This window comes from Roseovarius aestuarii (genome assembly GCF_019966515.1).
Lineage (GTDB): Bacteria > Pseudomonadota > Alphaproteobacteria > Rhodobacterales > Rhodobacteraceae > Roseovarius > Roseovarius aestuarii.
Map to the genome: position 1 here is coordinate 149,483 of NZ_JAIMIB010000004.1, position 24,390 is coordinate 173,872.

22 protein-coding genes are annotated in these 24,390 nt (G+C 59.4%); 11 read left to right on the forward strand and 11 right to left on the reverse strand.

Going from position 1 to position 24,390, the window contains the following annotated elements; genetic code table 11:
* Positions 1 to 83: 83 nt before the first annotated feature.
* Complete coding sequence (locus LC334_RS07705) at positions 84 to 482, reverse strand: nuclear transport factor 2 family protein (protein ID WP_176237662.1); 399 nt, start codon at positions 480 to 482, stop codon at positions 84 to 86.
* Between the two features lie 213 nt (positions 483 to 695).
* Between LC334_RS07705 and rimP the strand changes: the two genes are divergently transcribed.
* Genes rimP through infB form a run of 4 tightly spaced genes read left to right on the forward strand, consistent with a single transcriptional unit; the run spans position 696 to position 6,051 of the window.
* Entirely contained in the window at positions 696 to 1,283 is a 588-nt protein-coding gene (gene rimP / locus LC334_RS07710) for a ribosome maturation factor RimP (RefSeq protein WP_085799916.1), read from the forward strand.
* Positions 1,284 to 1,287: 4 nt separating this feature from the next.
* The gene (gene nusA / locus LC334_RS07715) at positions 1,288 to 2,907 is read left to right on the forward strand and encodes a transcription termination factor NusA (RefSeq protein WP_085799915.1); all 1,620 of its coding nucleotides are present in this window, start codon (positions 1,288 to 1,290) and stop codon (positions 2,905 to 2,907) included.
* A gap of 24 nt (positions 2,908 to 2,931) precedes the next feature.
* Positions 2,932 to 3,555, forward strand: coding sequence for an RNA-binding protein (locus LC334_RS07720; protein WP_085799914.1), 624 nt, complete (start codon positions 2,932 to 2,934; stop codon positions 3,553 to 3,555).
* Positions 3,556 to 3,561: 6 nt separating this feature from the next.
* The gene (gene infB / locus LC334_RS07725) at positions 3,562 to 6,051 is read left to right on the forward strand and encodes a translation initiation factor IF-2 (protein ID WP_085799913.1); all 2,490 of its coding nucleotides are present in this window, start codon (positions 3,562 to 3,564) and stop codon (positions 6,049 to 6,051) included.
* A gap of 120 nt (positions 6,052 to 6,171) precedes the next feature.
* Here the strand turns inward: infB and LC334_RS07730 are convergent, their stop codons facing one another.
* From LC334_RS07730 to LC334_RS07745, 4 genes are all read right to left on the reverse strand, one after another.
* Positions 6,172 to 6,672, reverse strand: a complete 501-nt coding sequence (locus LC334_RS07730; RefSeq protein WP_085799912.1) for a hypothetical protein — start codon at positions 6,670 to 6,672, stop codon at positions 6,172 to 6,174.
* A 107-nt stretch (positions 6,673 to 6,779) separates the two neighbouring features.
* Positions 6,780 to 7,178, reverse strand: coding sequence for an 8-oxo-dGTP diphosphatase MutT (gene mutT, locus LC334_RS07735; protein WP_085799911.1), 399 nt, complete (start codon positions 7,176 to 7,178; stop codon positions 6,780 to 6,782).
* Between the two features lie 13 nt (positions 7,179 to 7,191).
* On the reverse strand, positions 7,192 to 8,421 hold the full coding sequence (gene argJ, locus LC334_RS07740; protein ID WP_085799910.1) for a bifunctional glutamate N-acetyltransferase/amino-acid acetyltransferase ArgJ: 1,230 nt from the start codon (positions 8,419 to 8,421) through the stop codon (positions 7,192 to 7,194).
* Positions 8,422 to 8,423: 2 nt separating this feature from the next.
* A complete protein-coding gene (locus tag LC334_RS07745) occupies positions 8,424 to 9,281 on the reverse strand; it encodes a peptidylprolyl isomerase (protein WP_085799909.1) in 858 nt (285 codons plus the stop codon).
* 190 nt (positions 9,282 to 9,471) lie between these two features.
* On the opposite strand from LC334_RS07745, the gene secA reads away from it, so the two are divergent.
* The 3 genes from secA (at position 9,472) to LC334_RS07760 (ending at position 14,877) form a co-directional block, all read left to right on the forward strand.
* On the forward strand, positions 9,472 to 12,168 hold the full coding sequence (gene secA / locus LC334_RS07750) for a preprotein translocase subunit SecA (protein WP_085799908.1): 2,697 nt from the start codon (positions 9,472 to 9,474) through the stop codon (positions 12,166 to 12,168).
* Between the two features lie 108 nt (positions 12,169 to 12,276).
* Positions 12,277 to 13,293, forward strand: coding sequence for a hypothetical protein (locus LC334_RS07755; protein WP_085799907.1), 1,017 nt, complete (start codon positions 12,277 to 12,279; stop codon positions 13,291 to 13,293).
* Positions 13,294 to 13,317: 24 nt separating this feature from the next.
* Positions 13,318 to 14,877, forward strand: coding sequence for a substrate-binding domain-containing protein (locus LC334_RS07760; protein WP_085799906.1), 1,560 nt, complete (start codon positions 13,318 to 13,320; stop codon positions 14,875 to 14,877).
* 138 nt (positions 14,878 to 15,015) lie between these two features.
* On the opposite strand, the gene radC is transcribed toward LC334_RS07760, so the two are convergent.
* Both radC and LC334_RS07770 read right to left on the reverse strand, forming a co-directional pair.
* The gene (gene radC, locus LC334_RS07765) at positions 15,016 to 15,780 is read right to left on the reverse strand and encodes a RadC family protein (RefSeq protein ID WP_085800055.1); all 765 of its coding nucleotides are present in this window, start codon (positions 15,778 to 15,780) and stop codon (positions 15,016 to 15,018) included.
* Between the two features lie 91 nt (positions 15,781 to 15,871).
* On the reverse strand, positions 15,872 to 17,065 hold the full coding sequence (locus LC334_RS07770) for a class I SAM-dependent methyltransferase (RefSeq protein WP_085799905.1): 1,194 nt from the start codon (positions 17,063 to 17,065) through the stop codon (positions 15,872 to 15,874).
* Between the two features lie 107 nt (positions 17,066 to 17,172).
* On the opposite strand from LC334_RS07770, the gene LC334_RS07775 reads away from it, so the two are divergent.
* Entirely contained in the window at positions 17,173 to 17,727 is a 555-nt protein-coding gene (locus LC334_RS07775) for a flavodoxin family protein (RefSeq protein WP_085799904.1), read from the forward strand.
* On the opposite strand, the gene LC334_RS07780 is transcribed toward LC334_RS07775, so the two are convergent.
* Genes LC334_RS07780 through LC334_RS07790 form a run of 3 tightly spaced genes read right to left on the reverse strand, consistent with a single transcriptional unit; the run spans position 17,724 to position 19,988 of the window.
* The gene (locus tag LC334_RS07780; RefSeq protein ID WP_085799903.1) at positions 17,724 to 19,064 is read right to left on the reverse strand and encodes an MATE family efflux transporter; all 1,341 of its coding nucleotides are present in this window, start codon (positions 19,062 to 19,064) and stop codon (positions 17,724 to 17,726) included. The genes LC334_RS07775 and LC334_RS07780 overlap by 4 nt on opposite strands.
* Positions 19,057 to 19,566, reverse strand: a complete 510-nt coding sequence (locus tag LC334_RS07785; protein ID WP_085799902.1) for a PaaI family thioesterase — start codon at positions 19,564 to 19,566, stop codon at positions 19,057 to 19,059. Before LC334_RS07785 ends, LC334_RS07780 begins: the two co-directional genes overlap by 8 nt.
* Positions 19,566 to 19,988: a PaaI family thioesterase gene (locus tag LC334_RS07790; protein ID WP_085799901.1), complete on the reverse strand. Its 423-nt coding sequence runs from the start codon at positions 19,986 to 19,988 to the stop codon at positions 19,566 to 19,568. Before LC334_RS07790 ends, LC334_RS07785 begins: the two co-directional genes overlap by 1 nt.
* A gap of 116 nt (positions 19,989 to 20,104) precedes the next feature.
* Here LC334_RS07790 and LC334_RS07795 point away from each other — a divergent pair, with 116 nt between their 5' ends.
* Positions 20,105 to 20,479: a MerR family transcriptional regulator gene (locus LC334_RS07795; RefSeq protein ID WP_085799900.1), complete on the forward strand. Its 375-nt coding sequence runs from the start codon at positions 20,105 to 20,107 to the stop codon at positions 20,477 to 20,479.
* 40 nt (positions 20,480 to 20,519) lie between these two features.
* Here the strand turns inward: LC334_RS07795 and serB are convergent, their stop codons facing one another.
* Positions 20,520 to 21,389, reverse strand: a complete 870-nt coding sequence (gene serB, locus LC334_RS07800) for a phosphoserine phosphatase SerB (protein WP_085799899.1) — start codon at positions 21,387 to 21,389, stop codon at positions 20,520 to 20,522.
* Between the two features lie 159 nt (positions 21,390 to 21,548).
* On the opposite strand from serB, the gene LC334_RS07805 reads away from it, so the two are divergent.
* On the forward strand, positions 21,549 to 22,703 hold the full coding sequence (locus LC334_RS07805; RefSeq protein WP_085799898.1) for a phosphoserine transaminase: 1,155 nt from the start codon (positions 21,549 to 21,551) through the stop codon (positions 22,701 to 22,703).
* A gap of 84 nt (positions 22,704 to 22,787) precedes the next feature.
* A complete protein-coding gene (serA, locus tag LC334_RS07810) occupies positions 22,788 to 24,383 on the forward strand; it encodes a phosphoglycerate dehydrogenase (RefSeq protein WP_085799897.1) in 1,596 nt (531 codons plus the stop codon).
* Positions 24,384 to 24,390 lie beyond the last annotated feature (7 nt).

Sequence of the window (24,390 nt, forward strand, 5' to 3'; positions counted from 1 at the left end):
AAATGCCGGAGCGCTGTTCGTGATTCAGAAAATCAGGAACAGTGCTTTGACGGCAGAATGCCGACGTCGCTGGTTTTGGGCGATCAGGGGTCTTTGTGAAGTTGCTGTTCGTAATCTTCGGCGTCGTACCAGCCCAGTGACGATCTGACCCTCGGTTCGTCGGTCAGTTCCCATTCTTCCCAGCCCTGAAAGCTGACTTTCTTGCCGCTTTCGGCATGGGTTCCGGTGAAGGTCCAGACATAGACCGCGTGATCACCGGCGATGAAAGAGTGGTCTAGGGTCAGCACGACATCGGGAAATTCATCGCAGAAGCCTTTGACCATCTCAGCAATATCCGCTTGACCGATCATCGCTTCACCCCGGTTGATGCTGAACACGGCGTCAACGGTGTAGGAGGCAGCCACGCCGTCTGGCGATTTGGCACACCATGCGTCGATATGTTTGCTGATCAGGTCTCTGACCGCATCTTGTTTCGGTGCCATTTGACCCCCCATGCTCCGTGCAGAATTATCTAGAGAGCGCGGAAGGTCGCGTGTCAACGCGCGATAGTTGAAGACAAGGCTTGCAGACTCAGAGCGCCGGGCGTATATGCATTTCAACAGCGGCGCTTACGGGTCCACACCGAAGGCTCCACCGGATAAGTTCGACGGGCCGCGCGCCCGTTTTTTTGTGCTCTGTCCTACTGCCAGGAACCTATGACCAACGACCTGATTGCCAAAGCAGCGATTGACCGCCGGATGGCCGAGATCATCACCCCCGTCATCGAAGATATGGGGTTTGAGCTGGTGCGCGTGCGGCTGATGGGTGGCAAGTATCATACGTTGCAGATCATGGCCGAGCGGCCCGAGGGTGGCATCGAAGTGGATGAGTGCGGGCAGATTTCGACGGCGGTCAGTGCGACACTTGATGTCGAGGACCCGATCACCGAGGCTTATACGCTTGAAGTGTCTTCGCCTGGTATCGACCGGCCCCTGACCCGGCTCAAGGATTTTGAGGCGTTCGAGGGTTATGAAGCCAAGATCGAAACCGCTGATCTGATCGACGGGCGCAAGCGCTTCAAGGGTGTGTTGGCGGGTGTTGAAGGCAGTGAAGTGCTGATCAATATCGAAGAGGGCGACGAGACGATCACTGTCGGTCTGGAATTTGACTGGCTGGTCGATGCCAAGCTGGTGCTGACTGATGATCTGATCAAGGAAATGCTGCGCCAGCGCAAGGCCGCGGGCACGCTGAACGAAGACGAGTTTGACGATATAGAGACCGAAACCGGTTCTGAGGAGGACTGAGAGAATGGCAATCACATCTGCCAACCAGCTGGAACTGCTGCAAACCGCTGAGGCTGTCGCCCGCGAAAAGATGATCGACCCGGTGTTGGTGATCGAAGCGATGGAAGAAAGCCTCGCCCGCGCTGCCAAGAGCCGTTACGGCGCCGAAATGGACATTCGCGTACAGATCGACCGCAAGACCGGCAAGGCGACCTTTACCCGTGTGCGCACCGTCGTCGAGGATGAAGAGCTTGAGAATTATCAGGCGGAATTCACTGTCGAGCAGGCCAAGCAGTATCTGGAAGACCCGAAAGTGGGCGACCAGTTGATTGAAGAGGTGCCGCCGGTTGATATGGGCCGGATCGCGGCACAATCGGCCAAGCAGGTCATTCTGCAGAAGGTTCGCGAAGCCGAGCGGGATCGTCAGTTTGAGGAATTCAAGGACCGGGCCGGTACGATCATCAACGGTCAGGTCAAGCGCGAGGAATATGGCAACGTCATCGTCGATGTGGGACGGGGCGAGGCGATCCTGCGCCGCAACGAGAAGATTGGTCGCGAATCGTATCGCCCGAATGACCGTATCCGCTGCTACATCAAGGACGTGCGCCGCGAGGCCCGTGGCCCGCAGATCTTCCTGAGCCGTACCGCGCCGGAATTCATGGCCGAGCTTTTCAAGATGGAAGTGCCCGAGATCTATGACGGCATCATCGAGATCAAGGCTGTGGCCCGCGACCCGGGCAGCCGTGCCAAGATTGCGGTGATTTCCTATGACGGCTCGATCGACCCCGTGGGCGCCTGCGTTGGTATGCGCGGCAGCCGGGTGCAGGCCGTTGTGAACGAATTGCAGGGCGAAAAGATCGACATCATTCCGTGGAACGAAGATCAGCCGACCTTCCTGGTGAACGCGCTGCAGCCAGCCGAGGTCAGCAAGGTGGTTTTGGATGAAGAAGCCGAGCGGATCGAAGTGGTTGTGCCCGAAGAGCAACTGAGCCTTGCCATCGGTCGACGTGGTCAGAACGTGCGTCTGGCGAGCCAGCTGACCAACCTTGATATCGACATCATGACCGAGGCCGAAGATTCGATCCGTCGCCAGCGCGAATTCGAAGAGCGCACCAAGCTCTTCATGGACACGCTGGATCTGGATGAGTTCTTTGCCCAGCTTCTGGTGTCGGAAGGCTTCACCAATCTCGAAGAAGTCGCCTATGTCGAGCTGGATGAACTTCTGGTCATCGATGGTGTTGACGAAGACACCGCCAACGAGCTGCAGGCGCGCGCGCGCGATGTGCTTGATGCGCAGGCCAAGGCGGCGCTGGACAAGGCGCGCGAGTTGGGTGTTGAGGACAGCCTGATTGAATTCGAGGGCCTGACACCCCAGATGGTGCAGGCGCTGGCCGAAGATGACGTGAAATCACTGGAAGATTTCGCTACCTGCGCCGACTGGGAACTTGCCGGTGGCTGGACCACCAATGATGGTGAGCGCGTCAAGGATGACGGCATTCTGGAACCCTTCGATATCTCGCTTGAGGAAGCGCAGAACATGGTCATGACCGCCCGCATCATGCTGGGTTGGGTCGATCCCGCCGATCTTGAACCTGATGTCGATGAAGCAGAGACAGAAGGCGAAGAGCAGGAGGCTGAGGCCTGATTTATCAGGCCTCGGAGGCACCTGATGGGTCGCGGCGGGCAACCCAAAGACCGGACGGATGGTCCAGAGCGCAAGTGCATCGCCACGGGCGCTCTGGAACCAAAGCACGGGCTTATCCGTTTTGCGGTTGGTCCGGACGGACAGATCGCACCTGATCTGGCGGAAAAGCTGCCGGGCCGCGGCATCTGGCTGTCAGCTGACCGGGCGGCGGTGGAAAAGGCCGTCAAGAAGGGCCTTTTTGCCCGCGCCGCAAGGCAACCGGTGACAGTGCCGGAGGGGCTTGTTGACCTTCTGGAAGCGATATTGGCGAGCAGGGTGATCGACTTGATCAGCCTTGCCCGCAAGGGGGGACGAGCTACAACTGGGTATGAAAGGGTCAAGGATTGGCTGTCCAAGGACGAAGCCGAAATTCTGATCCAGGCCAGTGACGGCTCGGAGCGGGGGAAATCGAAACTCAGCACGCCTCAGGGCGGCAGTTTCATAGGCTGGCTGACGGCATCAGAGCTGGGCCATGCCTTTGGGCGACAAACAGCGGTGCATGCGGCACTGGGTGCTGGTGGTTTGTCCAAACGTGTTGTAGAGGAGGCGCAAAGGTTGAAAGGCCTGCGCGTCTCGGACGGTGACAAGGGTCACCGGAAAGGAAAGTAGAAGCTGATGAGCGACAACGACGGAAAGAAAACACTGGGCGTTCGTGGCGGTCCTCGTGCGGGGAACGTGAAGCAAAGCTTCAGCCATGGCCGGACCAAGAACGTCGTGGTGGAAACCAAGCGGAAGCGCATCGTCAAACCGGCGGCAGGTGCGGCCAGTTCTGCTGCGCCCGCGAAATCGGTTGCACCCGGCAAATCAGGCAAGCGCCCGGCAGGCATTTCCGATGCCGAGATGGAGCGCCGGATGAAGGCGCTGCAGGCGGCCAAGGAGCGCGAAGGCGAAGAAGCCGCAAAGCGAGAAGCCGAAGAGCAAGAGCGCGAAGCCGACCGCAAGCGCCGCCGCGAGGAGGCGGAGGCCAAGGAACGCGAAGAGCAGGAGCGTGCCGAGCGCGCCAAGGCCAAGGTCGAAGAGCAGGAGCGCGCCAAGGCTGCCGCCGAAGCCGCGGCTAAAGAGGCCGCCGCCGCTGCGGCACAACCCGCTGCCGCGCCAGCCGCAGAGCGTGGGCCAGCCCCGTCGAAATCGGCACCTGCCCCTCGCAAACAGGATAAGGATCGTGACCAGCAGCGCCGCGCCAAGGGTCGCGGTGACGATGGCCGCCGTTCGGGCAAGCTGACGCTGAACCAGGCGCTTTCTGGCGGCGAAGGTGGTCGTCAGAAATCACTGGCAGCGATGAAGCGGAAGCAGGAGCGCGCGCGCCAGAAGGCGATGGGCGGCAATGTAGAGCGCGAAAAGGTGGTGCGCGACGTGCAGCTGCCTGAAACCATCGTTGTATCGGAACTGGCAAACCGTATGGCCGAGCGGGTCGCGGATGTTGTCAAAGCACTGATGAACAACGGCATGATGGTTACCCAGAACCAGTCGATTGACGCCGATACTGCCGAGCTGATCATCGAGGAATTCGGCCACAAGGTGGTACGCGTCAGCGATTCCGATGTGGAAGACGTGATTGCGCAGATCGAGGACAAGCCCGAGGATCTGGAAGACCGTCCACCGGTTATCACCATCATGGGCCATGTCGACCACGGCAAGACCTCGCTTCTGGATGCGATTCGCGACGCCAAGGTTGTTGCGGGCGAAGCCGGAGGCATTACCCAGCATATCGGCGCCTATCAGGTGACAACCGACAGCGGCACGGTGCTGAGCTTCCTCGACACCCCCGGCCACGCGGCGTTTACGTCGATGCGGGCGCGGGGTGCGCAGGTCACCGATATCGTCGTTCTGGTGGTTGCTGCCGACGATGCGGTGATGCCGCAGACCATCGAGGCGATCAACCATGCCAAGGCGGCCGAAGTGCCGATGATCGTGGCGATCAACAAGGTCGACCTGCCTGCGGCAGATCCGGACAAGGTACGTTCGGACCTTCTGCGCCATGAAGTGATTGTCGAGGCGATGTCGGGTGATGTGCAGGACGTTGAAGTGTCGGCGCATACCGGTCAGGGGCTGGATGAACTGCTGGAAGCCATCGCGCTACAGGCGGAAATCCTTGAACTCAAGGCCAACCCGAATCGCGCCGCTGAAGGTGCCGTGATCGAAGCGCAGCTTGACGTGGGCCGTGGCCCCGTCGCCACCGTTCTGGTTCAGAACGGCACGCTGCGTCAGGGCGATATCTTCGTCGTGGGTGAGCAATACGGCAAGGTCCGGGCACTGATCAACGACCGGGGCGATCGTGTGGACGAGGCCGGGCCGTCGGTGCCGGTCGAGGTTCTGGGTCTCAACGGTACACCCGAAGCGGGTGACGTGCTGAACGTGGTCTCGACCGATGCGCAGGCGCGCGAAATCGCCGAGTACCGCGAGAAAGCCGCCAAGGACAAACGTGCCGCTGCCGGTGCGGCGACCTCGCTTGAACAGCTCATGGCCAACGCCAAGGAGAACGAAAGCGTCTCGGAAATGCCCGTCGTGGTCAAGGCCGACGTGCAGGGATCGGCCGAGGCGATCGTTCAGGCGATGGAGAAGATCGGCAACGACGAGGTGCGCGTGCGCGTGCTGCATTCGGGTGTCGGTGCCATCACCGAGAGCGATATCGGCTTGGCCGAAGCATCCGGCGCGCCGGTCTTTGGCTTCAACGTACGGGCCAATGCGCCGGCACGGAATTCGGCCAACCAGAAGGGTGTCGAGATCCGCTATTACTCGGTGATCTACGATCTGGTGGATGACGTTAAAGCGGCGGCTTCGGGTCTGCTGGGTGCTGAAATCCGCGAGAACTTCATCGGCTATGCCAAGATCAAGGAAGTCTTCAAGGTCACCGGTGTCGGCAAGGTCGCGGGTTGTCTGGTTACTGAAGGCGTCGCCCGCCGGTCCGCCGGTGTGCGTCTGCTGCGTGATGATGTGGTGATCCACGAAGGCACGCTGAAGACCCTCAAACGCTTCAAGGACGAAGTACCCGAGGTTCAGTCCGGTCAGGAATGCGGCATGGCGTTCGAGAACTACGACGACATCCGCCCCGACGACGTGATCGAAATCTTCGAACGCGAAGAGGTCGAACGTTCGCTCGACTGATCAATTGGAAAGTTCGATTTGAAAGGGCCGGGTTTTTCCGGCCCTTTCCTATTTCCGCTTAGCGGACGAAATGGGCCTTTGCCTGTAACCATGTACGAAATCAGGGGAACTCAACTTCGATTATTGTCTGCGGTCTTCTTCGAGTGAGCCTTTGCAGTCTGGCAAAATTAAATCATTGAGATACTTTAGTCGTCTTATCAGAACCAAAGCATTTTCTTTTGTTTCCGATTCATTGACTGGGATCAAACCACCAGTTGGTTCAGAATTCAAAACAGCCTCTACCCATTCTTCCATAGCACCAATGTACCCATCCAAAGCGGTAGCTGGGTTCGGACATTCTTCTACTGTAATGTAGGCACTTGGTACTTCACCAACGATGACCCAAACAAAGTCATCAACGCCAACAAGTTTAGGAGTAAACTTGAACAGAAATATCCCGATAATCTCTGGATAAAAGCCGCCTAAGTACTCTTCTTCAATTGAAAGAACCCAACGAAAGTCGGCCAAGAACCCTTTAGCTTTCTCCAAGTCATCAAATAACCCAATTGGGTAGGAATCAGGGGCTGAGTCCAACTTTTCAACGCAAGCAAAGTTAATCAGTGGCGCTGCAGTGTCTTGCATACCTAGCTACCTTCCTCTTTGACCATAGTGACCAAAATCGCTGTTATGATTGTGTTTAGTTCTAGTGTCAGCTGCGAGCTTGGAGCGGATCGTTCGTCTTTCACTTGCTAAAGCCAATCTCTCAAAATTGGGATCAGCGGGATATCTGCTGGAGGCATTGGGTAGTCGCGTAGCTGGTTGACGCGGGCCCATTTCAGGGTCTGGCCTTCGCGGCCCTGCGGCTGACCTTCCCATTTGCGGCAAGCAAAGAGCGGCATCAGCAGATGGAAGTCGTCGTAGCTATGGCTTGCAAAGGTCAGGGGGGCGAGGCAACTTTCCCAGGTGTCGATGCCCAGTTCCTCGTGCAATTCGCGAATGAGCGCGGCTTCGGGTGTTTCGCCGGGTTCGACCTTGCCGCCGGGGAATTCCCAGAGACCGGCCATGGATTTCCCCTCGGGCCGTTGCGCCAGCAGTATGCGCCCGTCGATGTCGATCAGGGCAACAGCGGAAACCAGAACTGTCTTCATGGGAAACCGGTTCTCACGAACGGTAATCCGCGTTGATGTCGATATAGCCGTGGGTCAGGTCGCAGGTCCAGACCACGGCGGTGCCGCCGCCAAGGCCCAGGTCGACATGGATTTCCAGTTCCTGGTTCTTCATGTAGGCGGCGGCCTCATCCTCGCTGTAATCGGGATTAACCCAGCCTTCGTTCGCCACCAGGATATCGCCGAAGCGGATCGACAGCTGATCGCGATCCGCGCGGGCGCCGGATTTGCCGATCGCCATGACGATACGGCCCCAGTTGGCGTCCTCACCGGCGATGGCGGTTTTGACCAGCGGGGAGTTAGCAATGGCCATGCCGTGGATACGGGCTTCTGCATCACTGGCGGCGCCGGTCACGGCAATCTCAACGAACTTGGTGGCGCCCTCGCCGTCACGCACGACCTGATGGGCTAGATCCAGCATGACCTGCCGAAGACCTTCCATGAAGCCGACGCTGCTTTCAGTGATGCGGATGCCTGAGGCACCGGTGGCGGCGACCAGAAGCGTGTCGGAGGTCGAGGTGTCGCTGTCGACGGTGATGCAGTTGAAAGTCTTGCGGTTCAGCGCCGTGACCATGGATTGCAGTACCGGCTGATCCACGGCTGCATCTGTAAAGATATAGACCAGCATCGTGGCCATATCCGGCGCGATCATGCCTGAGCCCTTGGCGATGCCCGCGATGCGCACCTGCTGTCCGTCAATGGTGACGGTGGTGCTGGACCCTTTGGGGAAAGTATCGGTTGTCATGATGGCGCGGGCGGCGGCGCTGATGTCGCCGGGGGCAAGCGCTTTCGACAACTCGGCCAGTTTGTCGGTGATGCGCTGATGTGGCAGGGCCTCACCGATCACGCCGGTGGATGAGGTGAAAACGCGGTCCTCGGGGATATTCAGCGTCTTGGCCGTGGCCTCGGTAAGGGCTTTGACCGCATCGGTTCCGTTGCGGCCCGTGAAAGCGTTGGCATTGCCGGAGTTCACCAGGATCGCGGCACCTGCATCGCTGTTTTGGCCGATCTTTTCCTGGCAATCCAGCACTGCGGCGGAGCGGGTGGCCGACCGGGTGAAGGCACCGGCAATCGTGGTAGCGCTTACCAGTTTCGCCAGCATCACATCCGGGCGGCCGGTATAGCGTACGCCCGCTTCGGCGGTGGCAAAGCTGACGCCCTCGATCACGGGAAGGTCGGGAAAATCCGAAGGTGCCAAGGGCGAGAGAGGAGGCGTTGCTCCCATAATTAATTCTCCAGAATATCGTCGCTTTTGATAACAGCCCGATTGATAGCATCCGCACCCGAGCGGTCAATCTCGGTTTCAGCCTGACGCGCGGCGATAAGGTCGTCAAACGCCTGCTGGCGCAATTCTTCCACAAGTTGTTCGCGTACATCGTCCATTGTGGGGATGTCCTTGGCGCGGACTTCGATCAGTTTGATCACATGCCATCCGAATTGTGTCTGCACCGGGGCCGAGACTGCACCGGGATCAAGTGCCTCGACCGCGTTAAAGAAAGGCTCGACCATGACACCGGCCCCAAACCAGCCAAGATCACCACCGTTGGGGCCTGACGGGCCGGTCGATAGGGTCTTGGCCAGCACAGCGAATTCGGCCCCTTCGCCCAGTTGATTGATGATATTCTTGGCCTCGTCCTCGGTTTCGACCAGAATATGCGCGGCGTGGTATTCAGTTTCCGGGCTCTGGCCGGCAAATTGTTCAGCATAGGCGGCTTTAAGATCTTCCTCGTCAATCGGCAGCTCCATGACACCACGTATGGCTTCGGCAGCCAGCAGGGCGCGGCTTTCGTTTTCGATCATCAGCCGGGTCAAAAGGCTGGGATCTTCTTCGATCATCTGCATCAACAGGGTCTGCTGGACCAGCTGGTCGAGAATACCGTTGAACAGCACCTCATCGGCCAGTTCGTTGTAATGTGGCGGCAACCCCGACCGCAGCGCCAGCATGTGCCCGACGGTGATTTCTTTATCGCCCACTTTTGCTACCACGGTTGCGGCGGTCGGCTCATCCTGCGCCGCAACCGGCAGCGAAGCAGCAAGCATGACGGTCAGGATTGCGGAGGGCAGAAATCTGAGGCGGGTAAACATGGAATTCTTCCTTTGCGGACGCTGCTTTGAATGTCGCCCGGGTGCGCGACGTTGACACTCTACCAGCAGCCCCTTACATCGCCTTAAGATCAAGGCAGTCCTGCTGTCTGAACCACCTTGTACGGTGGCACGGAATGCGGGGCAAGTAATTGCCATTCACGTATTGTCAAAACACCGGAACGGATAGAATATGCTGGGTATCGGAACTGTTGCCAAAAAGATTTTTGGCACCCCGAATGACCGCAAGATCAAGGCAACGCGGCCTTTGATCGAACAGATCAATGCGCTGGAGCCTGAATTCGAAGCGTTGACCGACGATGGCCTGATCGAGAAAACCCAGGAATTCAAGAAACGCGTCGCGGATGGCGAGAGCATTGATGCGCTTTTGCCCGAAGCCTTTGCCAATTGCCGTGAGGCTGCACGCCGGGCGCTCGGATTGCGGGCGTTTGATGTGCAGCTGATGGGCGGTATTTTCCTGCATCAGGGTAACATTTCCGAGATGAAGACCGGCGAGGGCAAGACCCTTGTCGCGACCCTGCCATCCTACCTGAACGCGCTTTCCGGCAAGGGCGTGCATGTGGTGACGGTCAACGACTACCTGGCCAAGCGGGACGCCGAATGGATGGGCAAGGTCTTTACCGCGCTGGGCATGACCACCGGCGTGGTCTATCCACAGCAGCCGGAAAGCGAAAAGCAGGGGGCTTATGCCGCCGATGTGACCTATGCCACCAATAACGAGCTTGGGTTCGACTATCTGCGCGACAACATGAAGGCGAACCTGGAAGAAATGAGCCAGCGTGGGCATAATTTTGCCGTAGTGGACGAGGTCGATTCAATCCTGATCGACGAGGCGCGCACACCGCTGATCATTTCCGGCCCGGCGCAAGATCGAAGCGATCTTTACGTGGCCATCGACAAGCTGATCCCGCGGCTGAAGGATGAACATTACAAGATTGAAGAGAAGACCCGGAGCGTCACCTTCACCGATGAGGGCAATGATTTTCTTGAGAATTTGTTGCAGTTCGAAGGTATCCTGCCGAAGGAGCAGTCGCTTTACGATCCCGAAAGCACGACCATCGTGCATCACGTAAACCAGGGTTTGCGGGCGCATAAGATCTTCTCGAAGGACAAGGATTATATCGTTCGCGACAACGAGGTTGTGCTGATTGACGAATTCACCGGCCGGATGATGGCCGGGCGTCGCTTGTCCGAGGGCCTGCATCAGGCGATCGAAGCCAAGGAAGGATGTCAGATTCAGCCTGAAAACGTCACCATGGCGCAGGTGACATTCCAGAACTATTTCCGGCTCTATAATAAGCTGGCGGGGATGACCGGCACGGCCTCGACCGAAGCCGAGGAATTTTCCGAGATTTACGGGCTGGGCGTGGTCGAGGTGCCGACCAACATGCCGATTGCCCGTGTGGACCGTGACGACGCGGTCTATCGCAATGCCGAGGACAAGTTCAAGGCGGTCATCGACTCGATCCAGAAGGCCCATGAAAAGGGCCAGCCGATCCTTGTAGGCACGACCTCGATCGAGAAATCCGAGATGTTGAGCCAGTTGCTGACGGATGCCAAGGTCAAGCACAACGTCCTGAATGCGCGCCAGCACGAAAAAGAGGCGCAGATCGTAGCCGACGCGGGCAAGCTGAACGCCGTTACGATTGCCACCAACATGGCCGGACGCGGGACCGATATTCAGCTGGGCGGTAATGTCGAAATGAAAGTGCTGGAAGCACTGACCGCGGATCCCGAGGCCGATCCCGAGGCATTGCGCGCCAGGATCGAGGCCGAGCATGCGGATGAGAAACAGAAGGTGCTTGAGGCTGGCGGCCTGTTCGTTCTCGCAACCGAGCGCCATGAAAGCCGCCGGATCGACAATCAGCTGCGCGGCCGGTCGGGCCGTCAGGGTGATCCGGGTAAATCGGCGTTCTTCCTTAGCCTTGATGATGATCTGATGCGTATTTTCGGCTCGGAACGGCTGGAGAAAGTGTTGTCTGGGCTGGGAATGAAAGAGGGCGAGGCCATCATCCATCCCTGGGTCAATAAATCGCTGGAACGGGCGCAGGCCAAGGTCGAGGGCCGCAACTTTGACATCCGCAAGCAGTTGTTGAAATTCGACGACGTGATGAACGAGCAGCGCAAGGTGATCTTCAAGCAACGGCTGGACATCATGCGTGCCAGCGATCTGTCCGGGATCGTGCGGGACATGCGCAACGAGGTGATCGACGATCTGGTCGATGCACATATGCCGCCGAAAACCTACGCCGACCAGTGGGACATGGAAGGGCTGAAAACCGCGATTGCCGAACAGCTCAATCTGGATCTGCCGGTTTTGGAATGGGCCGATGAGGAAGGCGTGGACGACGAGGATATCGCTGAACGCCTGGAGACGGCTGCCGATGAAATGATGGCGCAGAAGGCGTCACAGTTCGGCCCGGAAAACATGCGCATGATCGAAAAGCAGATCTTGCTGCAGACGATTGATGGCAAATGGCGCGAGCATCTGCTGACGCTGGAACATCTGCGCAGCGTGGTCGGGTTTCGCGGCTATGCACAACGCGATCCACTCAATGAGTACAAGAACGAGGCGTTTCAGTTGTTCGAGACCATGCTCGACAGTCTTCGGCAGGACGTGAGCCAGAAGCTGGGACAGATCAGGCCGATGACCGAAGAGGAACAGCAAGCGATGCTGGCGCAGGTTGAAGAACAGCGCGCCGAGATGGAGCAAGCAACGGCCCAGGCAATGGCGGATGAAACACCGGCAAACGCCGCAGCGGGGTTTGTCGAATCCGACCCGACGACCTGGGGCAATCCGGGGCGCAACGAAACCTGCCCCTGCGGTTCAGGCAAGAAATTCAAACACTGCCACGGCCGGTTGGCCTGATGATCAGGCGCCACATCGCCGCCTGATTCACACCCTAACCATGCCATAAGCAGGCCACGTTCTCGCACTAATGCTTAACCAGACCTGTTCAAGGTGTGGGAGAGCAATATGTTTAAGACAAAGATTAACCCCAAGCGGATTATCACCGTTGGCGGTACTTTGTTCTGCGCTTGGGGCATCGGCTATCTGATGCAGAGCAATGCGCAGCAGGCAGCACCGTCCACCAGCGAGTTATCTGCACCTCCGGTCGAAGTGGATCCGCTGGTACGCAACGAAGGCGCGCCGCTGAAACTTACCGATATTACCCTGACCTCGGCGATCCTGCCCCCTACGATGTCGTTGCCTGGTCCGGCTTTCTTTCCGGACGCACCCATTGTGCGGGCAAAAGCGAACCCGGATCGACCGATCAACGTGTTGCCCGAAGAAGAAGTGGCACCAACATTCGCGTGCAAGACCACTTTGACGGCAGAGCCGAGAGCAGCGGCGATGGTTGCGCTTACCGTGGATGCGCCATGTTTTGCCGGGGCGCGTTTTACGCTGCATCACAATGGCATGATGTTCACCGACGTGACCGATGAAAACGGCAGACGCAATCTGACAGTTCCGGCACTGACCGAAGAAGCTGTCTATATGGTGACCTTTTCACCCGACGACGGTGCCATTGCGCGGGTCTCGGTCGGGACGCTTGAGTATTATGACCGCGTTGTGGTGCAGTGGGCCGGACAAAGCGGGCTGCAGATCCATGCGTTTGAATTCGATGCAGACTACGAGAGTGCGGGACATGTCTGGGCTGACGACACCCGTGAATTATCAGTTGCAGCGCGCGGCCAGGGCGGCTTTATCGCTCGGTATGGCGCGCCAGGCATTGAAAATCCTTACATGGCAGAGGTTTACACGTTTCCCTCAGGAACAAGCAGGCGCCAGGGTGAAGTGCGCCTGAGCCTGGAGGCCGAGGTTACCACGGCGAATTGCGGTCACGATATCGAAGCGCAATCCATACAGCTGGGCCAAAACGGGCGTCTGCAGGTGCGGGATCTTATGCTTGCCATGCCCGATTGCAGCGCCGAAGGTGATTTTCTGGTGTTGAAAAACGTGTTGAATGACTTGAAGATCGCCAGCAACTAATCTGCGGCGCTCGGGGGTCTATTCATGACAATGATGCGTGCGGCTTTGCTTGCCGCACATTTCATTTTTGCAGGCGGTTTTGCCGCACTGGCACAGGATGTGGTTCTGAAATCGCGCGACGGTGACGTCGAGATTTCAGGCAACCTTCTGGGCTTTGACGGTGAGTTTTACCGCGTTGAGACCATATATGGCGAATTAACGGTAGATGGGTCCGGCGTCCTGTGCGATGGGCCGGGATGTCCCAATCTTGAAAATTACGTTGCGCGGGTCACGTTTTCGGGCGCGCCGACAATCGGCCGGGTCCTGATGCCCGCCCTTGTCGAGGCCTTTGCCATCCGTAGTGATTATGACCTTACGCGGAAAAACCTCTCTGAGAGCCAATTCGCGATTTCATTGTCCAGCAAGGCGGACGGGTCGGAGCTTGGCGAGTTCACGTTCAATCTGACCAATACTGATGAAGGCTTTGCCGACCTCCTGGCCGATGAGGCCGACATTGCCATGACGTTGCGCGAGGTGCGCGACGAGGAGGTAGCGCACGCACGCGCTGCTGGTCTGGGCGATCTGACGGCGCGGGGCCGCAGCCGTGTGCTGGCACTGGATGCGTTGGTCCCGATTGTTGCGCCCAGCAATTCGATTCAGGCGATTACAACGCCACAGCTTGCACAAGTGCTGTCGGGCGAGATCGACAACTGGACCGTTTTGGGAGGGCCCGACGCCCCGGTCAGCGTACATTTGCACGACGCGACATCGGGGCTGGGGCAGGCTACGGAAGATCGATTGTTGGCACCCCAGAACCTGGATCTGGTTGAGGGTGCCATCCGCCACAAGGATAGCGTCGCGTTGTCTGCGGCCGTCTCGGACGACCCTTTTGCCCTTGGCATCACCAGTCGGTCGGAAGTGGGTAATACGTGGGAACTTGCGCTTAAAGGCGCGTGCGGGTTTGCGCTGAACGCCACCCGCCGGTCAGTCAAGACTGAGGATTACCCCCTGACAGCGCCAATGTTTCTCTATCTTCCGGCACGCCGCTTTCCCAAGCTGGTCCGCGAGTTTCTGGCCTATATGCGTGATCCGTCTGCGCAGTTGGTGATCCGCCGTGCGGGGTTTGTCGATCAGGCACCCGAAGAGATACGCATAAGCGAGCAGGGCGATCGCTTTGCCAATGCCATTCTGCGTGCGGGCGACGATGTGCCTCTGGAGGAGCTGCAGAGAATGGCCAGCATGCTTGCGCCTCTCAAGCGCCTGTCGACAACCTTCAGGTTCGAATCCGGGTCGGCGCGGTTGGATGCGCAATCGCGCTCGAACGTCCAGCAACTGGCGCGGGCGATGGAGGTTGGGCGTTATGATGCACGACGGCTGGTCTTTGTCGGATTCAGCGATGGCGAAGGGCCTGCAAGCGCCAATCAAAATATCGCCATGCGCCGGGCAGAGGCGGTGATGACCGCGGTGACAAGTGCTGCCGAAACCGCTAATCTTGATCGTATTGATCTGGGGGTTGAAGCCTTCGGCGAGGCGATGCCGATGGCCTGCGATGACAGTGCATGGGGGCGGCAGGTCAACCGGCGCGTCGAGGTCTGGGTGCGTTAGAACTTGCTGGTGTCAGATGGAATTCATGAGGCTAATGGCCTGAAACTGCTGTTCTTGCTTGGACTTCGCGCGGTTTCAATTCGATGGTCGCTCAACGCCAATCCAGATTGGCATTGGTCCCGATAAAACTGATCTGCTCTAAAGATATCCTCGCGACCGAAAGCTGAGTTCGCAGGATTTGCCGATGATGATGTGATCGTGCAGCGTAATGCCAAGCGCCTCTGCCGCCACCTGCACCTGCCGCGTCATGTCGATGTCGCTGTCCGACGGTGTCGGATCTCCTGACGGGTGGTTATGCACCAGAATCAAGGCGCTGGCATTGTGTTCAAGGGCGCGTTTAACCACTTCGCGGGGATAGACAGGCACATGGTCGACCGTGCCGCTTGCCTGTTCTTCATCTGCAATCAGAACGTTCTTGCGATCAAGGTAGAACACGCGGAACAGCTCGGTCTCGCGATGGGCCATCGTCGTATGGCAGTAATCCAGCAGGGCATCCCAGGACGAGATCACCTGCTGCCGCATGACCCGGGCGCGAGACAGGCGGTGCGCGGCAGCCTCGACAACTTTCAACTCGCAGATGACTGCTTCGCCAACGCCGGGCACATCGCTGAGATGATTGGCAGGGGCCGAGACCACGGCGTTGAAATCGCCAAACCTGTCGATGAGCTGGCGTGCAAGTGGCTTGACATCACGGCGCGGGATGGCGCGAAACAGGATCAGTTCCAACATCTCGTAATCCGGCAGCGCCTGTGCCCCGCCCATCAGGAACCGGTCGCGCAGGCGTTTGCGATGATCGCGGATATACGAGGGCTGCTGCCCTGGTTTCAACACCTCGGTCGCAATGGCTTCGTCCCCGGTGAAAAGGGGAAGAGGCTGTTCAGAGAATGCGGGCCCGTTTGACATGACGCGAGCGTCGCTGATCATGGTTAGTAGAACGTTAACGGGTGCCCGAATCTTTAACTTCTGCGCCATTGGTATCAGCGTGGTGTCAGGGCTACCGCAGAATGCCTGAATACACCATCAAGCCCCAACCCGTCAGTTCAGCCTCGATCCGCGCCCAGGTGGCGCCCATGCCGATAGGGTCGGTCCGGGTTGTGGCGGCGATATCGGTCAGGCTGCGACGCCCGTCGATTGCCGCGATCAGGGGCGCCGCCTGTTTGGGCAGCCGTAACCGTGTGTCGACGCCGGTAAAGCTCAGTTTTGGTTCGTTGCCCTGTGCGACCGCCTGCGCCAGTGCCCGTGCGTCCACGCCTTTAAGGTGCGGGATCAGTGCGCGGTTCCGACCGTTCGCAGGTGCCCGACCTTCGCCCGATGGCACGGCATAGCCTACATGGGTCTTGATCGTGCCGCGCAGCTTTTCCGCCACCGCCATGCGTGCGAGCGGATCAAGATGCTCGGGCACGTCCGTGATCCGTGCCAGGTCGTAAAGCGCAGGCATGGTGAAGCCACTCAACTCCCAGCCCGACCGCGCCATCGTCTCAAGCAGTTGCGGCACATCAAAGGCGCGATCCTGCGAATGCAGCAGCAGATCATAGAACCCCGCATCGCTGTCGTGGTGATCGCCCAGATTGGGGTTGCCCTTGAACGGATGCCCCTCGGGCAGCGCCGAAACGAGCTTACGCGCGGCTTTCAACCGGTCTTTGGGGGACATGCCGTCGTAAAGCGCACCGAAAGCCTCTTGCAGCGGATACACACCTGACCGGCCATAAGGTGCGTAGACCATGAAGCCAAGCCCGCCCTCTGGCGCCAGCGCCGCGCGCAGGGACCGGAAACCGGCTTCGGGGTCGGGCAGGTGATGCAGCACGCCGCAGCAATCGATATAGTCAAACTCACCCAGATCGGGCGCATCCAGCAGGCTGCCGGTGACAAAACGGATGTCTTGCAGCTTGCGCGCCTTTGCCCTTGCCTCGGCCACCTTGCGCGAGGCTTTGGACAGATCGACATAGGTGATGTCATACGCCTTGCCCGCCTGCGTCAGCATCTGCGCCAGTTGGATAAGACCGTCGCCGGTGCCGCCGCCTGCTACCAGAACGCGCAGCGGTTTTGACCAGTCACGCTGCCCGGCAAAGAGGAAATGATCGATCTCCAGCGGGTGCGAGGGCGAACCGCTGATCAGCCGCTTCGTTTCGTCTTTCGGATCGCGTTCCGGGTAGGGGTATGCCTCGTACTGATCCTTGACCTGATTCATTGCAGCCTCTTGCCTGATTTCGGCGCAAGATAGGCTGCATTCCGGGGCAATTGCAAAGCCATCCGCCCCTCTTGCCTTTCGGGTGGCGCTGCGGCAGCGTCGCGCGCATGAAAAGCCCCGATCCTGCCATCGCCATCGTCTACTTTACCGGCCACGGCCATACGCGCCGTCTGGCCGAAGCTGTGGCCGAGGGTGCGGCCCCCGCCCGGATGATTGACGTCGAGAGCATGAGCGACGCCGACTGGGCGGCACTTGATGCAGCCGATGCGGTTGTCTTTGGGACGCCGACCTATATGGGGTCATCGGCGGCTGTCTTTGATGGGTTTCTGGAAGAGGCCGCGTCACGCTGGGAAGACCAGCTTTGGGCCGACAAGATCGCAGGCGGCTTTACGGTGGGCACCTATCCTGCGGGCGACAAGCTGAGTACGCTGATCCGGCTGGCAGTCTATGCGGCGCAGATGGGTATGATCTGGGTCGGCCCCACGGAAATCGGCCCGCCGGTCAACCCGGACAATCCCGGCCTCAATGGTGACGGCAGCAATCTTGGCGTAACGGCAACCTCGTCCCGCGACAAGGATCAGCTGATCGACGCTGGTGATCTGGAAACCGCCCGGCGGTTCGGGGTGCGGATCAGAGCCGCCTGTAAACGCTGGACTCGCTAGGCAGAGTCGGAAGAACATCCGCTGGTTGCCGCCGCTTCCAGCGCCGGGTAGCGCAGGCCCAGCGTCACGCCACGCGCGACAAAGCTGATCAGCAGCGCCAGCCAAAGCCCGTCGTTCCCGATCATCGGCACCAGCACCATCACGGCAACTACGTAAACCATCAGGCTGACAGCCATCATGTTGCGCATGTCACGGGTTCGGGTGGCCCCGATGAAGACGCCGTCAAGCATCCAGGCGGCCAGTCCGACCAGTGGCGCCAACACCATGTAGATGAGATAGGATCGTGCCTCAGTCTGTACCTCGACGGCCTTGGCCATAAGATCAATGATCGACCCGCCAAAGAGGGCGAAGACCGCTGCCAAAATTACGATGATGAGCAGACCCCACTGGCTGGTGACGATGGCGCTGCGACGTAGTTGCGGCCGGTTGCGCGCGCCCAGGGCCTGCCCTACCAAAGCCTCGGCGGCGAAGGCAAAACCATCAAGTGCGTAGGCGGTGATGTGCAGAAACTGCAGCAGGACCTGATTGGCGGCCAGCGTGACATCGCCGAAGTCAGCACCGAGAAACAGAAAGGACACGAAGATGCATTCCAGCATCAGCGTCCTGAGGAAGATGTCGGAGTTGACCGCGAAGACCTGCCAAAGCCGTTCGTTGTCGAAGACACGTTCCCAGTCGCGCCAGGCCGGAACCCGAAACACGTCCCTGCACAGCCACAGCCCCAGTGAAAGCCCGGACCATTCGGCAATGAACGTGGCCCAGGCGACGCCGCTGACCCCCCAGTCCAGCCCCAGCACGAACCATAGATCCAGCGAGATGTTGAGGCCGTTCATCACAAGTTGAATCGCCAGCACGGTGCGGGTGCGTTCCAGCGCGATCAGCCAGCCGGTGACACCAAAGAGCGCGATGATGGCGGGGGCGCTGAACACCCGGATCTGCATGTAGTCGCGGGCCATCGCCTCGACCTCTGCACTGGCGGGTGAGATCTGGAAAGACGCCCAGAAGACCGGAACCTGCAGCAGGATGAGCGCGAAACCGGCCGCCAGTCCGATCATCAGCGCCCGGGTCAGCATTGCCGCCACTTCGCCGGTCTTACCCGCGCCCTGGGCCTGGCTGGTCAGGCCCGTGGTGCCCATGCGCAGAAAGCCGAACATCCAGTAGATCGCGGTCAGGATTATCGCGCCGATGCCCACGGCACCGATGGGCGCGGCCTGTCCCAGTTGACCCACGACTCCGGTATCCACAAGCCCCAGGATCGGCACGGTGGCATTGGCCAGCACGATGGGGGCGGCAATATTGAAAACCCGCCGGTGGGTGACGGCGCGGGCCGTGTCAGCCATCACGTTTCGGCATCAGGAAATGGCCCGTGGCCTGGGCAAAGGCGCGGGTGCGATTATCTTGCCAACCCTCGACATGAACGCTGGCATAGCGCCGTCCCGAGCGATTAACCTGTGCGCGTGCATAGGCATCGCGAGGCAGGCCAGAGCGTAGGTAATCCACAGTAAAATCTATGGTTTTTGGTAGTCGCGGCATCTGTCCCCCGACCAGTGCGTCAGGGTCGAACGCACCGTTTTCGATCTCTTCCCAAAGCATCGCCCAGCTGAGGCCAATAATTGCCGTGACCTCAAGAAAGGCCGCGGTGGCCCCGCCATGAAGGGCGGGCAGAAGCGGGTTGCCGATCAGCTTTTCATCAAACGGCAGTATTGCGGTCAGCTCGTCACCGCGGCGCTCGAATCCGATCCCCAGAAACCGGATATAAGGCACGCCGTCGACCAGCGCTTTCAGCGCTGCATCGCGCCGCTGCTTGACTACCTGGACCGGGTCGGGTGTGCGGCGTGCCACTATGCGCCCTCCACGGTGAAAGTGCCGGTGGCGGTTGCCACGGGCAGACTATCGTCGTCATCCACCGCCCGAGCGCGCACAAAGGCCACCGAACGGGTGATATGATAACATTCCGCGTGGGCCCGGATCGCCTGACCCGGCGTGGCCGGACGCATGTAGTCGATCCGCAAGTCAATCGTGGCTGTCCCGCCGGGAGATGACGGATGGCTGAGCGCCGCCGCACCACAGCAGGTATCCATCAATGCCGACACCGCGCCACCGTGAATGACGCCGGTTTCCGGATCACCGACAAAGCGCGGATCATAGGCCATGCTGAATTCAGCGGTGCCGTCCCCGACATCGGTCAATTCCATGCCCAGAGCCTGGGCATGTGGCAAAGCACTCATGAATTTTCGGGCCAGCTCAGCCTTGTTGCCGCTCATTGGGCGCTCTCCTGTCATATGCCTCTTTATGAGCCTTAAAATGCCGCCGCCGCAAGGGCACCTGTTGCACCTGAGCGAAGTTGAAATTAACCTTGTGGGTGGGAGAGGCCGAACCGATGACCGATACCAACCTTTCGTTCAAGGAAATGTGCGCCAGGTTCGACGTGACGCCACGTACCTTGCGCTATTACGAATATATCGAGTTGCTGCAGCCCGAGCGGCAGGGCCGGTCGCGGTTTTACGGGCCGCGCGAATGTGCCCGGATGACATTGATCCTCAGGGGGCGCAAATTTGGCTTCGCGCTTGAGGATATCCGCCAATGGCTGCTGATTTACGAGCAGGAAGGCACCGCAGCACAGATGCGCAGCTGGATTGAACTCGCGGACAAACAGCTAAGCGAGCTTTCGGATCAGCGCGCGCAGCTGGATCAGGCGATAAAAGAGCTGAGGTCTCTGCGGGATGAGACCGTGACCTCGTTGGAGAAGGGGTAATATGCTGACCCTTCGGCGATCCGGTTGAACCTGCGCCCGCTTAGCTGACGAATTCGTCTCGGCTATATCCCTGCAGATAGAGTAGCGCGGTCAGGTCACCGCAATTCACCCGCAGATCACATTGGGCGGCAACCGATGGCTTGGCATGCAGCGCCACACCCATTCCGGCCCGCCCAAGCATGCCCAGATCATTGGCACCGTCACCCACGGCCATCACTTCGGTCTCGGCTAGTCCCAGGCGCGCGGTGATCTCTTCCAGCGCCTCGATCTTGGCTTGTCGGCCCAGGATCGGCCGCCCGACATCGCCTGTCAGCTTTCCAGCCTTGGCCAGCAGGGTATTGGCGCGGTTTTCGTCAAAGCCCAGATGTGCGGCCACGCTGGCGGTAAACGCCGTGAAGCCGCCCGACACCAACGCCGCATAGGCGCCCTGCGCCTGCATCGTCGCCACCAGAATGTCGCCGCCGGGCATATAGGTAATGCGCTCGTCGATCACCTGTCCGATCACGGCCTCATCCAGCCCTTGCAGCAACTTCACCCGTTCGATCAAAGCGCCTTCGAAATCAAGCTCACCATTCATCGCCCGCGCGGTGATGTCCCTGACATGCGCGCCCACGCCCGCCTCTTCGGCCAGCTCGTCGATGCATTCCTGCTGGATCATCGTGCTGTCCATATCCGCCAAGAGCATCTTCTTGCGCCGCCCCTCGGCGGGCTGCACCACCAGATCGGCCTGCATCGCCTGCAGGGTCTGCCACACCTCCCAGCGGTTTTCGGGCATCTGTTCGACCGCAAACTCTGCCGCCTCATCCGGGCTGAGCCAGACCACATCGTCCCCACCCCAGGCATTGCGCAGGTTTTCGACCAGCGATGGATCCAGCATGCCCGCGGGCGCTATCATTGAGGTTACAAACATTTAACGAAGTTTCCGATCATAGTCGCGATGGTCGCATTTAATCATTCAAGCGGCGCTATAGCCCCATTTCTGCACTTGCGAAAGGGCCCGCGCAGGAATATCGAGATCAGTGGGACACCCCTCCCCAACGAGGGGCGCTTATCTGGAAGGATAGCAGCAATGGCTATTAAAGAACCGGCAGCGCGGCCGGATAACGCGCGTTTTTCTTCTGGCCCCTGTGCCAAACCCCCCACATTCGATGTCACGCAGCTCAGCGATGCGCCTTTGGGCCGCAGCCACCGCGCCGCTGTCGGCAAATCCCGCCTGAAGGCGGCGATCGACGGTACGCGCGACGTGCTGGGTATCCCTGCCGACTACCGCATTGGCATCGTTCCTGCCTCGGATACCGGCGCGGTTGAAATGGCGATGTGGAACCTGCTGGGTGCCCGCAAGGTCGAAATGCTGGCCTGGGAAAGCTTTGGCGCGGGTTGGGTCACCGATGTGGTCAAACAGCTGAAGCTCGACGCTGACGTCAAGACCGCCGACTATGGCGAGATTGTCGATCTGGCTAGCGCCGATACCGACAATGACGTGGTCTTTACCTGGAACGGCACCACCTCGGGCGTGCGCGTACCGAATGGCGACTGGATCAAGGCGGAGCGTGCGGGCCTGACCATCTGCGACGCCACATCTGCGGCCTTCGCTCAGGACCTGCCCTGGGACAAACTGGATGTCACCACCTTCAGCTGGCAGAAAGTGCTGGGCGGCGAGGCGGCGCATGGCATGCTGATCCTCAGCCCTCGCGCCGTTGAACGGCTGGAAAGCTACACCCCCGACTGGCCCCTGCCCAAGATCTTCCGCCTGACCAAGGCTGGCAAACTGATCGACGGCATATTCGAGGGCGCCACGATCAATACGCCATCGATGCTGGCGGTCGAGGATTACCTGAAGGCGCTTGACTGGGCGCGTTCGGTCGGCGGGTTGCAGGGGCTGATGGGTCGCGCAAATGCCAACACCAAGGCGGTGGCGGATTTTGTCGAACTGCACGACTGGATCGATTTCCTGGCCCATGACCCGGCGACGCTATCGAACACATCCGTGTGCCTGAAATTCACCGACGATCGGATCAAGGACGGTGCGGGTTTCGCCAAAGCCATCGCGAAACGGCTGGAGGCCGAAGAGGTGGCATTTGATATCGGCGCCTATCGCGACGCCCCTCCGGGCCTGCGCATCTGGTGTGGCGGCACAGTAGAAACTTCTGACGTCGAGGCGCTGCTGCCCTGGATCGAATGGGCCTATCAAACCGAAATCGAGGCGCAGCTCGCCACCGCCTAAAGCGGATTTCACCCACCCTGTCGGTTGATCCGCAGGGTGGATGAAACTCACGCACTCTCACCTGTTATTCAAAGGACGCTAAAAATGGCTCCCAAAGTACTCGTTTCCGACAAACTCTCTGAAACCGCCGTGCAGATCTTCCGTGATCGCGGTATCGACGTGGATTTCCAGCCCGATCTGGGCAAGGACAAGGAAAAACTGGCGGCCGTGATCGGCAAATATGACGGTCTCGCCATTCGGTCGGCCACCAAGGTGACCGAGAAGATCCTGAAGGCCGCCGATAACCTCAAGGTTATTGCGCGCGCGGGTATCGGCACCGACAATATCGACAAAGATGCCGCCTCAAAGAAAGGTGTGATCGTGATGAACACGCCTTTCGGCAACATGATCACCACCGCCGAACATGCCATCGCGATGATGTTCGCCGTGGCGCGGCAGCTTCCCGAGGCCAGCGCGAGCACTCATGCAGGCAAATGGGAGAAATCCAAGTTCATGGGGGTCGAGCTGACCTCAAAAACCCTGGGTGTCATCGGTGCCGGTAACATTGGCGGTATCGTTTGTAGCCGTGCGCTTGGCCTGAAGATGAAGGCGGTCGCCTATGATCCGTTCCTGAGCGAGGAAAAGGCCGACAAGATGGGCGTTGAGAAGGTCGAGCTGGACGAGTTGCTGGCGCGCGCCGATTTCATCACCCTGCACGTGCCGCTGACCGACCAGACCCGTAATATCCTGAGCCGAGAGAACCTTGAGAAAACCAAGAAGGGTGTGCGCATCATCAACTGTGCCCGTGGCGGTCTGGTGGACGAAGAGGCGTTGGCAGAGCTGCTAAAATCCGGGCATGTCGCCGGAGCGGCTTTTGACGTGTTCAGCGTCGAGCCCGCCACCGAGAACCCGCTTTTCAATTTGCCCAACGTGGTCTGCACGCCTCATCTGGGTGCCGCCACCACCGAGGCGCAGGAAAACGTCGCCCTGCAGGTGGCCGAGCAGATGTCGGATTACCTGCTGACCGGCGCCGTCACCAACGCGCTCAACATGCCCTCGGTTACCGCAGAAGAGGCCAAGGTGATGGGCCCGTGGATCAAGCTGGCGGACCATCTGGGCAGTTTCATTGGCCAGATGACGGACGAACCGATCAAGGCGATCAACATCCTTTATGACGGGGTGGTTAGCGAGATGAACCTCGGCGCCCTGACCTCGGCCGCCGTGGCGGGGATCATGAAATCCGCCAATCCTGAGGTGAACATGGTCTCGGCCCCGGTCATCGCCAAGGAACGCGGGGTCAAGATTTCGACCACCAAGCAGGACAAATCCGGCGCGTTTGAGGGTTATATCAAGCTGACCGTGGTGACCGATCAGCGCGAACGCTCGATCGGGGGCACGGTTTTCAGCGATGGTAAGCCGCGCTTCATCCAGATCAAGGGCATCAATATCGACGCCGAGATCGGGCGGCACATGCTGTATACGACCAACGAGGATGTGCCCGGTATCATCGGCACGTTGGGCCAGACCATGGGCGAAAACGGCGTCAATATCGCCAATTTCACCCTTGGCCGGGCCGCAGCGGGAGGCGAAGCGATCGCTCTGCTTTATGTTGATGACAACGTGCCCGATGAGGTGATCGGCAAACTGCATGCGACCGGCAAGTTCCAGATGATCCGCCATCTGGAGTTCGACGTGGCCTGAGGGGTGT

Coding starts and splice junctions, on each gene's coding strand:
- LC334_RS07795 (WP_085799900.1), top strand. CDS start 20,105: ATGACCGATACCAACCTTTCGTTCAAGGAAATGTGCGCCAGGTTCGAC.
- LC334_RS07790 (WP_085799901.1), bottom strand. CDS start 19,988: ATGAGCGGCAACAAGGCTGAGCTGGCCCGAAAATTCATGAGTGCTTTG.
- LC334_RS07775 (WP_085799904.1), top strand. CDS start 17,173: ATGAAAAGCCCCGATCCTGCCATCGCCATCGTCTACTTTACCGGCCAC.
- secA (WP_085799908.1), top strand. CDS start 9,472: ATGCTGGGTATCGGAACTGTTGCCAAAAAGATTTTTGGCACCCCGAAT.
- nusA (WP_085799915.1), top strand. CDS start 1,288: ATGGCAATCACATCTGCCAACCAGCTGGAACTGCTGCAAACCGCTGAG.
- serA (WP_085799897.1), top strand. CDS start 22,788: ATGGCTCCCAAAGTACTCGTTTCCGACAAACTCTCTGAAACCGCCGTG.
- LC334_RS07805 (WP_085799898.1), top strand. CDS start 21,549: ATGGCTATTAAAGAACCGGCAGCGCGGCCGGATAACGCGCGTTTTTCT.
- LC334_RS07745 (WP_085799909.1), bottom strand. CDS start 9,281: ATGTTTACCCGCCTCAGATTTCTGCCCTCCGCAATCCTGACCGTCATG.
- mutT (WP_085799911.1), bottom strand. CDS start 7,178: ATGAAGACAGTTCTGGTTTCCGCTGTTGCCCTGATCGACATCGACGGG.
- LC334_RS07730 (WP_085799912.1), bottom strand. CDS start 6,672: ATGCAAGACACTGCAGCGCCACTGATTAACTTTGCTTGCGTTGAAAAG.
- radC (WP_085800055.1), bottom strand. CDS start 15,780: ATGTCAAACGGGCCCGCATTCTCTGAACAGCCTCTTCCCCTTTTCACC.
- LC334_RS07755 (WP_085799907.1), top strand. CDS start 12,277: ATGTTTAAGACAAAGATTAACCCCAAGCGGATTATCACCGTTGGCGGT.
- LC334_RS07705 (WP_176237662.1), bottom strand. CDS start 482: ATGGCACCGAAACAAGATGCGGTCAGAGACCTGATCAGCAAACATATC.
- infB (WP_085799913.1), top strand. CDS start 3,562: ATGAGCGACAACGACGGAAAGAAAACACTGGGCGTTCGTGGCGGTCCT.
- rimP (WP_085799916.1), top strand. CDS start 696: ATGACCAACGACCTGATTGCCAAAGCAGCGATTGACCGCCGGATGGCC.
- LC334_RS07760 (WP_085799906.1), top strand. CDS start 13,318: ATGACAATGATGCGTGCGGCTTTGCTTGCCGCACATTTCATTTTTGCA.
- LC334_RS07780 (WP_085799903.1), bottom strand. CDS start 19,064: ATGGCTGACACGGCCCGCGCCGTCACCCACCGGCGGGTTTTCAATATT.
- argJ (WP_085799910.1), bottom strand. CDS start 8,421: ATGGGAGCAACGCCTCCTCTCTCGCCCTTGGCACCTTCGGATTTTCCC.
- serB (WP_085799899.1), bottom strand. CDS start 21,389: ATGTTTGTAACCTCAATGATAGCGCCCGCGGGCATGCTGGATCCATCG.
- LC334_RS07770 (WP_085799905.1), bottom strand. CDS start 17,065: ATGAATCAGGTCAAGGATCAGTACGAGGCATACCCCTACCCGGAACGC.
- LC334_RS07720 (WP_085799914.1), top strand. CDS start 2,932: ATGGGTCGCGGCGGGCAACCCAAAGACCGGACGGATGGTCCAGAGCGC.